This window comes from Bacillus sp. FSL K6-1560 (assembly GCF_038592935.1).
Taxonomy (GTDB): domain Bacteria; phylum Bacillota; class Bacilli; order Bacillales; family Bacillaceae; genus Bacillus; species Bacillus subtilis.
This window is the reverse complement of the sequence record NZ_CP151946.1, coordinates 2,312,965-2,325,689: the sequence shown is the minus strand read 5'-3', so window position 1 is coordinate 2,325,689 and position 12,725 is coordinate 2,312,965. Positions and strand designations below refer to the sequence as shown.

12 protein-coding genes and 1 pseudogene are annotated in these 12,725 nt (G+C 37.2%); 9 read left to right on the top strand and 4 right to left on the bottom strand.

The features are described from left to right. Positions 1-4: 4 nt before the first annotated feature. The 4 genes from NYE22_RS12810 to NYE22_RS12795 are packed head-to-tail and all read right to left on the bottom strand — an operon-like array spanning position 5 to position 3,846. Entirely contained in the window at positions 5-676 is a 672-nt protein-coding gene (locus NYE22_RS12810) for a glycosyltransferase family protein (RefSeq protein WP_342411892.1), read from the bottom strand. Beyond that, positions 673-1,380: a class I SAM-dependent methyltransferase gene (locus NYE22_RS12805; RefSeq protein ID WP_342411008.1), complete on the bottom strand. Its 708-nt coding sequence runs from the start codon at positions 1,378-1,380 to the stop codon at positions 673-675. The genes NYE22_RS12810 and NYE22_RS12805 overlap by 4 nt, the downstream gene beginning before the upstream one ends. Beyond that, entirely contained in the window at positions 1,367-2,473 is a 1,107-nt protein-coding gene (locus NYE22_RS12800; RefSeq protein WP_342411891.1) for a glycosyltransferase, read from the bottom strand. Before NYE22_RS12800 ends, NYE22_RS12805 begins: the two co-directional genes overlap by 14 nt. Next, on the bottom strand, positions 2,470-3,846 hold the full coding sequence (locus NYE22_RS12795) for a glycosyltransferase (RefSeq protein WP_342412779.1): 1,377 nt from the start codon (positions 3,844-3,846) through the stop codon (positions 2,470-2,472). Before NYE22_RS12795 ends, NYE22_RS12800 begins: the two co-directional genes overlap by 4 nt. Before the next feature lie 670 nt (positions 3,847-4,516). On the opposite strand from NYE22_RS12795, the gene NYE22_RS12790 reads away from it, so the two are divergent. The 9 genes and pseudogenes from NYE22_RS12790 to xynB all read left to right on the top strand — a co-directional run bounded on the left by NYE22_RS12790 (position 4,517) and on the right by xynB (position 12,634). Then, the gene (locus tag NYE22_RS12790; RefSeq protein WP_077671700.1) at positions 4,517-5,053 is read left to right on the top strand and encodes a GNAT family protein; all 537 of its coding nucleotides are present in this window, start codon (positions 4,517-4,519) and stop codon (positions 5,051-5,053) included. A gap of 83 nt (positions 5,054-5,136) precedes the next feature. After that, positions 5,137-6,032: pseudogene (locus NYE22_RS12785) on the top strand (CPBP family intramembrane glutamic endopeptidase). 88 nt (positions 6,033-6,120) lie between these two features. Further along, entirely contained in the window at positions 6,121-6,501 is a 381-nt protein-coding gene (locus NYE22_RS12780; protein ID WP_029726895.1) for a UPF0715 family protein, read from the top strand. A 338-nt stretch (positions 6,502-6,839) separates the two neighbouring features. Then, positions 6,840-7,004 carry a hypothetical protein gene (locus tag NYE22_RS12775; protein ID WP_154213091.1) on the top strand — a complete coding sequence of 55 codons (165 nt, stop codon included), beginning with the start codon at positions 6,840-6,842 and terminating at the stop codon, positions 7,002-7,004. A 75-nt stretch (positions 7,005-7,079) separates the two neighbouring features. Further along, on the top strand, positions 7,080-7,310 hold the full coding sequence (locus NYE22_RS12770; RefSeq protein WP_032725791.1) for a helix-turn-helix transcriptional regulator: 231 nt from the start codon (positions 7,080-7,082) through the stop codon (positions 7,308-7,310). Further along, on the top strand, positions 7,307-7,942 hold the full coding sequence (locus NYE22_RS12765) for a DUF3885 domain-containing protein (RefSeq protein WP_032725792.1): 636 nt from the start codon (positions 7,307-7,309) through the stop codon (positions 7,940-7,942). The genes NYE22_RS12770 and NYE22_RS12765 overlap by 4 nt, the downstream gene beginning before the upstream one ends. A 370-nt stretch (positions 7,943-8,312) precedes the next feature. Continuing rightward, positions 8,313-8,783: a hypothetical protein gene (locus NYE22_RS12760; RefSeq protein ID WP_085187695.1), complete on the top strand. Its 471-nt coding sequence runs from the start codon at positions 8,313-8,315 to the stop codon at positions 8,781-8,783. 827 nt (positions 8,784-9,610) lie between these two features. After that, positions 9,611-11,002, top strand: a complete 1,392-nt coding sequence (locus NYE22_RS12755) for an MFS transporter (protein ID WP_017697653.1) — start codon at positions 9,611-9,613, stop codon at positions 11,000-11,002. A 30-nt stretch (positions 11,003-11,032) separates the two neighbouring features. Next, positions 11,033-12,634 (top strand): xylan 1,4-beta-xylosidase, encoded by a 1,602-nt coding sequence (xynB, locus tag NYE22_RS12750; RefSeq protein WP_342411890.1) that lies wholly within the window; start codon positions 11,033-11,035, stop codon positions 12,632-12,634. The last annotated feature ends 91 nt before the right edge of the window (positions 12,635-12,725 follow it).

The following is a 12,725-nucleotide window of genomic DNA, read 5'->3' as shown; positions in this document are numbered from 1 at the left end:
CTTATCATGTCTCGGAATATTCCTCCAAAAATTTTTTAAGGTAATAAGAATACTGGTCTGTATCAAACTCGTTGCCGCATGCATGTAAGACCCAAGGCTCTTTCTGATGAGGGATGCCCACTATATATCCTTTTTTTCTGAACTCAAAGCATTGAGAAGTATCGTATAGATGCCATCCGTCAAAAATATCTTTTCGCCATGGAACATCGTACTGAGTCGCCAGTAATAAACCGTCTAATGCTTGAACTGCTTTCACAGTTTCATCAATTTCATCAAATAATAAATAGTTGTACGTACTGCGGTATTCAATGACTTTTCCGGCTTTTTTAGAAGCCTCCCACCAAATCCCGCTTTGCGGCACTTCTTCACCTCCTATGACACCTATCATGCCAAGCTGATCATTCTGCTGAAAGACATGGAGAATATCATAAATAAAGGAACGATTGATGATAAATGTGTCCTGGTGTAAATACACTTTATATTTTGAGTCAGAGTCCTCCATTGCCGCCTGGTAGCCGGAGGCCATATTGTCTGCGTCTCGGATATTGATTAATTCTACCTTCATATGCGGCGGTACAGAAAGAGACTGAATATGTCTTAGACAGAGATCATAAAGGGTATCGTCATTCACGCATGTAATGAAGCTAATTGAATTTTCGTTTGTATGCTGATTCATCTTTTCTCTGCCTTTATGACATATTGATAGGCTCTGGCCTCCTCCTCAAGATCTGCATGGTGAATTCCCATGCATGATCTGACATAAGCAAGTTTGCTGATCATTTTTTCATAATAATGAGTCGTAAAAACAATAGGCTCGATTTGGCTGATCTTGTAGCCTGTTTCATGAAACATCTTTTTCATTTCCTCCAAGGTGAAAAAACGGAAGTGTGTTTTATCGAGCAGCCCTGCCTGTATATACGTCCATTTGCCGGACAGCAGACTTTCGAAAATCGAGATATGTCCGATATTCGGGATGCTTGCCAAGATACTCCCTGTTTCTTTTACGTAAGGCTTGATGTTACCTAAAACTGCCCACGGGTCTATTAAGTGCTCCAGAACATCACCGAAGATAATGTGATCAAATGTGTTTTTTTGAAAAGGCAGCTTCAGTGTTTCAATGTCTCCCGTTATTACTTCGTCAATATAATGTGTTGCTTTATCGGCAGCTGGTGGATAAGACTCGATCCCGTAATAGGAGCAATTCGTTTTTTCCTTCACAGCTGCGCCAAACAAGCCTTCAGCACATCCGACTTCAAGAATGGTTTTCGCATGCGGTTCTATCAGATCAAATAGCTGCCAGTTGATGCCTTTGTAATACTCTTTATCTTTTAGCTGATACTCTTTCATAGACTCAGCTAGTGACCTTTTATTGCTTTCCATGCTGTTCACCTCCGGAGCTAGCTTGCTGGTGAAGGATATCTTCAAAATATTTTTTGTTAGCTAGCATTCTTGAATCATGGGGACGGAATTGTAATGCGGATTCATTATGCTGATAGGCAAGCTGATGCTGGCCGAGTTTATCGTAGCAGACGGCTAATTGCAGGTGGGGAAGCCAGGTCGAGCAGGCGCGGTTTTGAAAAGCCAGGTTTTCTGCTCCTTTGTTTTCTATTGCTTTTTCATACCAATAGACCGCACTTTGAAAATCGTTTTTTTCTAAAAAAGAGTATCCCAGCCTGCAGCAGGTTTCTGCTCTAGGCGGTCCATAGACGAGCGTGTGGAGCACCCAGCTTAATTCTTTTTCCTTCAGCCCCAATGAATGATAGCAGTCTGCTAATTTATTGCACGCTCTGATATTATCCTCGACCCATCCCTGCTTCGTTTGTAAAAAACGTAAATAGTACTCAATCGCTTGCTCCATTTTTCCGTGATCACACAACTCGTTCGCATAGTAAAATAAATCTCTTGGAGAAAAATCCTTTCCTGACGAGGCCATTTTTTCATAAATTCGGAGGTTGCGATCCGCGTCATGGCTAAGTGGCAGGTGAGAAACCGCTGCATCACTGTGGTGAAGTTTCCCATATACTTCTAGGTATTCATGAACCGCGCCGATCCATTTAAAGCTCTTTTCCCGTTTTACGAGCCGGTATCTCCTTAAGCTGGATGTGACGTTATTTTCTTCATCAAAAGCCAAATGGTATTTCATTGAGACCGCGTCTATATCCGGGTCAAGCGTTCTTTTTAAATCCAATAACAGCTCTTGATCCTTCTTGGTAAACACGTCGTCGGCGTCAAGCCATAAGATATAGTCGGATGTCGCCTGCTGAAACGAAAAATTTCGGGCTGCCGCAAAATCGTCAATCCATTTAAAATCAAAGATTCTGTCTGTATAGCGAGCAGCAATGTCTTTCGTCTTGTCAACTGACCCGGTATCCACAATATTGATCTCATCAGCTATCTCCTGCACAGAATCTAAGCATCGGCCAATAACAGCCTCTTCATTTTTTACAATCATACATAAACTGATTGAAATCACATCGCCACCTCCGTTTTATTCTGTTTTTTCTTTATGGCATGGACAAACATGTAATCAATATGGGCATGTTTTGACAAGTGATCCAAAGACAAACCAAATTGCCCGGCAAGGAATTGAAGTTCTTGTAAAAAGAGCTGTATGTTTGATTCAGTACCGGAGGAATGGGAGGTGATGGATTTTATGTCATAAAGATATTCAGGAAATAGGGTATTTACGTTGCGAGGTGTGATGAAATGTGTGTACGTCGATGCACCACATAATAAAGAGAAAAATGTATCTGGATAGGCAGTATTTGGGATGCTGCAAATCAGCGAGCCAGAAGGCTTTAGATAAACGGCAAGAGTCTCAATTGTATGTCTGGGATTTTTTGAGCAGTTTAAAAGGTCACCGATCAAAATGACATCGAAAAAGGACTCAGGGTAAGGGAGGTCGCATGTTTCCACATCTGCCGAAATGACTTGTTCGTAATAGGGGCTTGCAATGGTCTGTAATAACTCATCCTTTTCAATCCCATACAATAAACAGGATTGCCGGTTCAAAAGCTCTGTCCCCGCAGCTCCCGTGCCGCAACCGATATGTAAGATAGAGTCGGCTTCCGCTGGCACAAGTGCTGTCAGCTGGGGCTGGGAGTCAAAGAATGTTGTTACATCCACCTTCCATTTATCGATGAAGCGTTGCCGGTTTTCTTCATATAATTGACTGATGCTTAAATCTGGATTGCCTGTAAACGTGGCATGACCGTGATGGTGGACAAACGAATCAAGAGCGATTTTTAGCTGATACCCCGCTTGCAGTACGCGGAGGCTTAAATCATCATCTTCAAATGAACCGCCTACAAAACGTTCATCAAAACCGCCGACTTGATCCAACACCTTCTTTTTGACAAGCAGGCAAAATCCGACCAGTCTCAATACAGCTTTTGACCTGCCTCGCTGCTGCAAACAGTAAAGACGAGAAAAATCTTCAATTTCTTCAACGTTTGTATAGTTAACGGGAACTTGCTGCGGACCGCTGACATAATTGCTTACAGGCCCGACCATGCCGATTTTATCATCCTGATAAAGCAGCTTGATCATTGGCTCCAGCCATTGATTTGTTACAACAGTATCATTGTTTAAAAAAAGAATATTGTCCCCTGAGGCAACTTCAAGGCCCTGATTACAGGCTTTTGCGAAGCCTTCGTTCGTTTTATTAAAAATCGCCTTAATTGAAGTTATCTGTTTGAGGTAGTCACGTGTACCGTCATGAGAGCCGTTATCTATAACAATTACTTCTATACAGTCATTATTCGTATGCTTCCATATGCTCTCCAAGCATTGTTTTGTTAAAGCTAATTGATTATAAGTCAGAACAATAATACTCGTTTTCACTATAACCTCCGCCCTTCGCCATATCATTCGGATACTATATGTATATCGTAATGTTCAGACGGAATGATTCTTTCCTGTAAAAAGGAGAATGCTGCTTAAACGTAAAAATGTGAATGGTTTTTTAAAGAAAAACTCGATGAATTTGTTTTACATTTAGTTTTCCCTTAAGGGGATCAACAAGGTTGGGGAATTCAGGGAAATAGGGATGATAAGTTGCCTTAACCAGTTTGTATGAAAGTTATATTTAATTCTTTCTGTATTAAATGGTGAATTAGGAGTTATATATTTAGATCTTCTAGTCTATGAGGCACTTGAATTTAACAAAGAATTGCTATCGAGACTATTTGAGATGCGTCGCAAATCCACAAACTTTAGAAGAAGAGATCATTTGCTCCAACACAAGCCCTCCTATATTAAATATGTAATATTTTATCATATTTAAATGAATATGGAAGACTAATGTTATATTAAAAAACAAAAAAGCCTCCTGTTAAATTAAGAGAAGGGTAAGGGAATTATTTTTGAGAATCATATTCCATTGCTTGTTCACAGTCAGAAATCCTTGAGTTGTTCTAGCAAGAGGCAATATTGTTGAATAAGAATAGTTTTAAAGAGGTTATTGTTGTCTTCATATTGAAATAAAGATTAAGTATATTAGAGGGGAGTTACTTTAATGCATATCACAACAAAAAGGTTATTGATACGTGAATTTGAATTCAAAGATTGGCAGGCTGTATATGAGTATACATCTGATAGTAATGTAATGAAGTATATACCTGAAGGGGTTTTTACTGAAGAAGATGCAAAGGCATTTGTAAATAAAAACAAAGGTGATAACGCTGAAAAATTCCCTGTCATACTAAGAGATGAAGACTGTCTTATAGGCCATATTGTTTTTTATAAGTATTTTGGTGAACATACATATGAAATTGGGTGGGTGTTTAATCCCAATTATCAAAATAAAGGGTATGCTTCTGAGGCAGCCCAAGCTATCTTGGAATATGGATTTAAAGAAATGAACTTACATAGGATTATAGCTACGTGTCAACCTGAGAATATTCCCTCATACCGAGTTATGGAGAAGATTGGAATGAGAAGAGAAGGCTTTTTTAAAAAATGTATTCCAAAAGGCAATGAATGGTGGGATGAATATTATTACGCTATTTTAGAGGAAGAGTGGAATTGTAAGAGGGGTAATGCAGGAATTTGAAACTATAACAGCTATAGAACGTATAGTGATAGTGGGGTTTATAGTGCTTAATATGAATGATGTGAGAGGAGTATCCAATCCAAATGCAAATTCATCTTACCAAAAGCGAAAACAAGACAATCATCATAAATGGTTAGGAACTGTCTTGCTCAGTTGGGGAACATTCGTATTTGCTTTGTTTTTTGCTACTTTAGTTGGTTCAATGGCTAGCCAAGCAGGAGCTTCCAAGCTTTTGAAGCAAGGCATCCAAGCAGGTTTAGTTACATTAATAACTGTCCCGTTGCTCTACATTCTTCTTAAACGGATGTCTAGTAGACCATTTTATTCTATAGGACTGTCTGGATGGCGGCAAGTCATTCCGAAAGCCATTATGGGAGCAATGTATGTGATTGTATTATCCGGATCTGGTTTCGCTATCGCCCATTTATTAGGCTGGATCAAAGTTACACAATTTCACTTCTCTGTCCATTTAGTGACAGCATTGCTCTTAAATATGATTATCGCTTTCTTTTATGAAGCTTTTCCAGAGGAATTAACTTTTCGTGGGACGGTGTACTATGCTCTAAATAAGCGTTGGAACTGTTTTATGGCCTTACTCCTACAACCAATCCTGTTTGTGCTTGCACCAATAAGTGGTTTACAATATATAGCTGGAATTGAATCACCTGCTATCACATTAGATTACATCGTTTTATTGTTGACTTTTGGATGCATCCTTCAACTCCTGCGTATTTTAACAGGAAGCTTATGGACGTCTATCGCTTTTCATCTGGCCTTTCTCGAAAATTCTCGGTTCTTCGTCCTGCAGGGGAAGGAGCGCTTTATTACCTATGAAGAAATTGTTCCGGGAACAGGTGCGCTGTTTGTGATCTTTTTTATGTTGCTTATTGTCGGTACTCTACTCTTAATACCTGTTGCGATAACTCGCCGAAATGCTATTCAATGGCGGAAGAATGAGAAATGCGACCAAGATGTTTAATTTCTAAGTAGAACAGTAGTTTTAAAGTGATTTTAAGGAGGATCTAGACAATGTTGAAGAAGCATTCATTAAGAAAGAGGTTATAAACATGCAAGTTTTAAGGATCATATTTGTTCATGTCTTGTCCGCGTTATCAGCTGCTGTTGTTTATGTTTTTGGCATTGGTTATGACGGCTACATACCATACTTCCTAATAAGTGTTCTTCTCTTTATCTTTTATTTAATCTTTGCTGCACCTGTTCAATATTTCTTAAATCGCAATCCAAAAAGGTTTAACGCGAAATATTTACTCATATACATATTCTTTTCCTTCTTAGTATGGTTATTCTTCGCTTTCATTACTGATCCAAAAAACACCTTAAACTTTCTGATGGGATATGAAATATACTTGTTTAGCGTCTCATTTGCTGTAATATTTTGGATCTGGGACTCGGTTTTTCTGCAAAACATTGGGAGGGTAGCAGCGTAGCTTAAATCATCACAATCCTTTTCCTTATGCACGGTCAAAAAGCTCTTTCATTTACCGAATTACGCCATAAACGGGTAAAGGGAGAGAGGGATGAAAAGGGTTAATCGTTTAACTTTGGTTTGCTTAGGCTTAGTCTCAAGTTTTAATCTTCCGAATGCTGAAGCAAAGCTAACGGTGGATTAAACAAATGTAGACTTTGTTTTGAGCGAGGAATCAACAATTGTCTTCATGGCAGATAATTTCGACCGGAATTCCGACCGCACTTGGTTATAAATTCACAATACACAATAATAAAGACTGTACTCTAAATATGAAACTTAGCAGAATAGCTCTAACTGATGGATATTTTCAAGGAGCGAGAAAGAATTCCAGGAAGTTATTTGGACTACAGTGCAGCAGATCGAGTAGAAGGTGATCAGTTGGAAATAACAAAAAGTTCAGGCTTCGGCGATGTGTGGATAAAAGGTACTTATGGATTTGAACATGAAGAGCGGGATTATTAAATTCAGCGAGGTCAAGGATCCATTATAAACTTAATGATCATTTTAAGTGATCAAAAATAACTAAAAGGTGAGAATATGATTAAATCAAAGGTAAAAACGATTATAGACCAAAGAAAGATCAGTATCCGGAAACTTTCCAGAGATATTGATCATGAGTATCCAACTGTCAGAAAGCTATATAATAACGAAATGGAGCGGTATCCGAGAGAGCTGTTTGATAAAGTCTGGCCCTATCAAAACATCGAACTGCATGAGTTGTTGATATTCCAAAAAGATCATATTCCTAAAGTGAGAATGTCTAAATGAAGATAATGGAGTATATGGAGGAAAGGTTTCAAAACCTCGAATTAATTCCTAGCATCTATAATCAATGGGGCACAGGAATCCATTTTTGTCTTGGGGAAAATATCTATCAACTCAAAGCAAATGAAGAATTGAATCTAAAGATGTTTCGGGTTGTATATGAACAAACCTCAATCATTTTTAATGAATTATTTGAACAAAATGATGACATATTCCTTGTGACGAATATGTATAAGCACAAAAAGAAAGAGAAATGTATAAGAAAATTAAAGGTGTATCAACCGTTTCTAAAATGTAAAAATCATTTGAATCAAATTATGGTGAAGACATATCCCTACCCTTTCGAAATCAATAAAGCTGAAGAATACGAGATGCAACAATTTTCCCTGTTATGCAAACCTCGAGACTTACGTGTAACTGAATTACTTAAAGCAGCCAGTAATGAGGATTTTCCACAAAAACCGAAATTCGGAGGTTACTCTATTGATTACCCTGATGTTTTCTTTGTGAACATTACAAAAGACATTATTTTCTTTATCTATGATGACCGCGGATGCGAAGTCATAGCTCATGATTTCAAACGAATACGTCACCTTTATGAAAAGTATCACGACTGGGTAGAAGAGTATAAGTGAATGTAATACTTTTTTAAAAACGATTTATATCAGGAAAGGCAGAATTAGATTATGAGGGCCTTACATACAAGATTTAAACGGTTATTGAAACTGAGAAACTTAGAATTTTTTCAGTTGGTATTATGTGATGATGAGAGATCTGCATTTTTATTAGTAGTTGATAAAAGATTAGTGGCCTTTTAGATAAAAGAATCCTTTTAAAATGACCTTCAATCCAATTCTGAGTACTGATACTCAATTTATTTTTCTTGTGAGAAAAGGGTTTAAATGAGTTTGTGGTATTTACTACATGAAACAAATTGAGGGCTTAAGAAAAATCAAGAAACAATTGAATCTTAGTAATCATACAACAAATATTAGGGAGGTAAAAATGAAATTGTATAATGAATTTATCAATATAGCTAAAACGTTTAATAAAGAGTTAGGCATAATTCCATTATTATATGGCTCTTTAGGTCTTGAAAGGGTAACTGGGTTGGACTTTTCCCCAGAAGATATTGATATCCTTATTCCTTTAATTTTTTTAGAGGAAAAGCGGGAAAAACTAAATAAACTTATGGAACTGCAAGGGTACAAAATGGTTGATTTACATGAGCATGAATTTAAGAAAACTAATACAAAAATAGGCATTGCTTACATTGAGGATTTAAAACCATTTGCAGATGTAGACTATAATAACCTAGAGGTTTTTGAGGATGGCGGAGCGAAATATCATTTGCTAACGATTGATGATTACCTCAAGATTTATAAAAAGTCTTTATTAGATGGTTATAGAAGAAGGAAGAAGAATCATAAAGACCAAAGTAAAATTAACATATTGAATAAATTAATACGGAATTAATTTCTGTATTCTCTTTTGGTTTCCAGTCTCAATTAAAATTTTTAAGATTAAAATAAGTTTGAAAGGATAAATCATAGTGTTTAACACAGCCATTAATCCTCAGACAGTCAAATAGCCATTTCTACTCCGGTTGAAAGCTTCTCAATTTTTGCTTCTTATTTATCTTTCCTGTATTGATATATGTATGTAGGGTTGGACTTATAACATAAACTATTCTGGCCATTCCTGTTCTTTCAATCATGACCGGGCTTGCCATCAGCATAAATCTAGGCTAACAGTCGCCATACATCCTGTGATCACCTTTATCAAACTCTTAAATGCAACTTACCACTAACCAATTCTTTATTTCGCATAGATCATCTTTGTCATGTGTTTACACAAGAATCTGTTTTGGACTGAGACACTGAATATAACAAAACAGTCAAAAATCAATATTTAATTCATTCTGTTTAAACTTTCTGAAAAAGATGTTGAAAAAGTCGAGAGGATTTTATAATATTAAATCAAGTTAGTTTGTTCGATCAACAAACTAATAAGATGAACTTTCATTGTCCACAAGATAAGGTCTTACTGAATATGGATGGAAGGGGGATAAGAGGGTCGATTTAATGGAGCTAAACAATATAAGAAACGAAAGAATGAGGCTTTTATCCTTTTCCAGGTATATAAGGTATGACGAAAAAAGATGAATTTTTTGCTTGCTGATCACCATATTTTTTTGCACTGTTTTGAAAGCGCTTTTATAAAAGTTTACTGACCGTAAATTCGAGAAATTGTTATACCGTTTCACACTGTTCCATATTAAAGGATCGAAAAGGGGAGAAATCATGCTCAGTGAAAATGTAAAGAAGATTAGCATGGTTGAAAAAGTTGGATATGCGTCTGGAGATTTTGCTTGTAATTTAATTTATGCAACAGTGTCTACGTATCTTTTGTTCTTCTATACAGATGTTTTTGGTTTATCGGCAGCAGCAGCCGGTACTATGTTTTTAGTGGTTAGAATAATCGACGCTCTCGCTGATCCTTTTATCGGAACAATAGTTGACAGAACGAACAGCAGATTTGGACGCTTTAGACCGTATCTTTTATTCGGAGCTTTTCCATTTGTCATACTGGCAATACTCTGTTTTACAACACCAGACTTTTCGGATATGGGGAAATTAATATATGCCTATATAACCTATGTTGGCTTGTCGCTTACATACACAACGATAAACGTTCCATATGGCGCGTTAACTTCTGCAATGACTAGAAATAATCAAGAAGTTGTTAGTATAACTTCTGTTCGCATGTTATTTGCGAATCTTGGGGGACTTGTCGTTGCATTTTTTGTTCCCTTACTGGCTGCTTATTTAAGCGATACTTCCGGCAACGAGTCTCTTGGCTGGCAACTAACCATGGGTATTTTGGGAATGATAGGCGGGTGCCTTTTAATCTTTTGTTTTAAAAGCACAAAAGAGCGGGTCACTCTTCAAAAATCCGAAGAGAAAATTAAATTTACGGATATATTTGAGCAGTTTCGTGTTAATCGTCCACTTGTTGTATTAAGTATTTTCTTTATTATTATTTTTGGAGTGAATTCCATCAGTAATTCGGTTGGCATTTACTACGTAACGTATAACTTAGAAAGAGAGGATTTGGTGAAGTGGTACGGTTTGATAGGAAGTTTGCCCGCTTTGGTCATTTTACCGTTTATTCCAAGGCTTCATCAATTTTTGGGGAAAAAGAAATTACTAAACTATGCATTATTACTGAATATTATCGGCCTCTTAGCTTTACTGTTTGTTCCGCCAAGTAATGTTTACCTCATACTTTTCTGTCGATTAATCGCTGCTGCTGGAAGTCTCACTGCCGGGGGATATATGTGGGCGCTTATTCCTGAAACAATAGAATATGGAGAGTACAGGACTGGGAAAAGAATGGGTGGGCTCATTTACGCTATAATCGGATTTTTCTTTAAGTTTGGTATGGCCTTAGGAGGAGTTGTTCCGGGTCTGGTTCTTGATAAGTTTGGATATGTAGCAAATCAGGCACAAACCCCAACGGCATTAATGGGGATTTTAATTACAACAACCATTATTCCCGTGTTCTTGCTTGTTCTAGCTTTAATTGATATTAATTTCTATAACTTAGATGAGAAAAAATATAAAAACATGGTTCGAGAATTAGAGAATAGAGACAAAGTTTATTTGGATCATATTGACGATTTCAAGGCTTAAAAAAGAAAATAAACTGAGGAGGAATTCCATATGAAAATTATCAATCCCGTACTTAAAGGATTCAATCCCGATCCAAGTATTTGTAGGGCAGGAGAGGATTATTATATCGCGGTATCTACATTTGAGTGGTTCCCGGGAGTCCAAATACACCACTCAAAAGATTTAGTAAATTGGCACTTAGTTGCACATCCATTACAGAGAGTTTCACAATTAGACATGAAAGGAAATCCAAATTCAGGTGGGGTTTGGGCACCATGTTTAAGCTATAGTGATGGGAAGTTTTGGCTGATCTATACGGATGTTAAGGTAGTAGATGGCGCATGGAAAGATTGTCACAATTATTTAGTTACTTGTGAAACGATTAATGGTGATTGGGGGGAGCCGATTAAATTAAATAGCTCGGGGTTTGATGCTTCTTTGTTCCATGATACGGATGGAAAAAAGTATTTATTAAATATGTTATGGGATCACCGTATTGATCGGCACTCATTTGGAGGAATTGTTATACAGGAATATTCTGATAAAGAGCAAAAATTAATCGGTAAACCAAAAGTTATATTTGAAGGAACGGATAGAAAACTGACAGAAGCTCCGCACCTTTATCATATCGGGAACTATTATTATTTATTAACTGCAGAAGGAGGAACACGGTACGAACATGCTGCTACAATTGCCCGTTCTGCAAATATAGAGGGGCCATATGAAGTTCATCCCGATAATCCAATCTTAACGTCATGGCATGACCCAGGAAATTCATTGCAAAAATGTGGTCATGCATCCATTGTTCAAACACATACAGATGAGTGGTATTTAGCTCATTTAACGGGACGTCCTATTCATCCTGACGATGATTCAATTTTTCAGCAGAGAGGATACTGTCCTTTGGGCAGAGAAACAGCTATTCAAAAACTTTACTGGAAAGATGAATGGCCCTATGTAGTAGGTGGAAAAGAAGGAAGCTTGGAGGTAGATGCACCTTCTATACCCGAAACAATATTTGAAGCAACGTACCCGGAAGTTGATGAATTTGAGGATTCAACATTAAATATAAATTTTCAAACTTTAAGGATTCCATTCACGAATGAATTAGGTTCATTGACTCAAGCGCCAAATCATTTACGATTATTCGGTCATGAATCATTGACCTCGACATTTACTCAGGCATTTGTAGCCAGACGCTGGCAAAGTCTCCATTTTGAAGCCGAAACTGCTGTTGAGTTTTATCCGGAAAATTTTCAACAAGCCGCTGGATTGGTGAATTACTACAATACAGAGAACTGGACGGCTCTTCAAGTCACGCATGATGAAGAACTTGGGCGCATTCTTGAATTAACAATATGTGACAACTTTTCTTTTTCACAGCCATTAAATAATAAAATTGTTATTCCTCGTGAAGTAAAGTATGTATATTTAAGAGTAAATATTGAAAAGGACAAATATTATTATTTCTATTCTTTTAACAAAGAAGATTGGCACAAAATTGACGTTGCACTGGAATCGAAAAAATTATCAGATGATTACATCCGTGGGGGAGGATTCTTCACAGGGGCCTTTATAGGGATGCAATGCCAAGATACCAGTGGTAATCATATTCCGGCCGACTTTAGATATTTTCGTTATAAAGAAAAATAATTTGCACATGAAAAAGGAGATTTCTATTTTAGAACTCCTTTTTCATATGAGAAGGTGCCTATGTCACTATTGCTTCAGAAATACTCCTAGA

Excerpts from the sequence above, each read along its gene's own strand:
- NYE22_RS12755 (WP_017697653.1), top strand. The coding sequence starts at position 9,611 with ATGCTCAGTGAAAATGTAAAGAAGATTAGCATGGTTGAAAAAGTTGGA.
- NYE22_RS12805 (WP_342411008.1), bottom strand. The coding sequence starts at position 1,380 with ATGGAAAGCAATAAAAGGTCACTAGCTGAGTCTATGAAAGAGTATCAG.
- NYE22_RS12780 (WP_029726895.1), top strand. The coding sequence starts at position 6,121 with ATGCAAGTTTTAAGGATCATATTTGTTCATGTCTTGTCCGCGTTATCA.
- xynB (WP_342411890.1), top strand. The coding sequence starts at position 11,033 with ATGAAAATTATCAATCCCGTACTTAAAGGATTCAATCCCGATCCAAGT.
- NYE22_RS12790 (WP_077671700.1), top strand. The coding sequence starts at position 4,517 with ATGCATATCACAACAAAAAGGTTATTGATACGTGAATTTGAATTCAAA.
- NYE22_RS12765 (WP_032725792.1), top strand. The coding sequence starts at position 7,307 with ATGAAGATAATGGAGTATATGGAGGAAAGGTTTCAAAACCTCGAATTA.
- NYE22_RS12775 (WP_154213091.1), top strand. The coding sequence starts at position 6,840 with ATGGATATTTTCAAGGAGCGAGAAAGAATTCCAGGAAGTTATTTGGAC.
- NYE22_RS12770 (WP_032725791.1), top strand. The coding sequence starts at position 7,080 with ATGATTAAATCAAAGGTAAAAACGATTATAGACCAAAGAAAGATCAGT.
- NYE22_RS12760 (WP_085187695.1), top strand. The coding sequence starts at position 8,313 with ATGAAATTGTATAATGAATTTATCAATATAGCTAAAACGTTTAATAAA.
- NYE22_RS12810 (WP_342411892.1), bottom strand. The coding sequence starts at position 676 with ATGAATCAGCATACAAACGAAAATTCAATTAGCTTCATTACATGCGTG.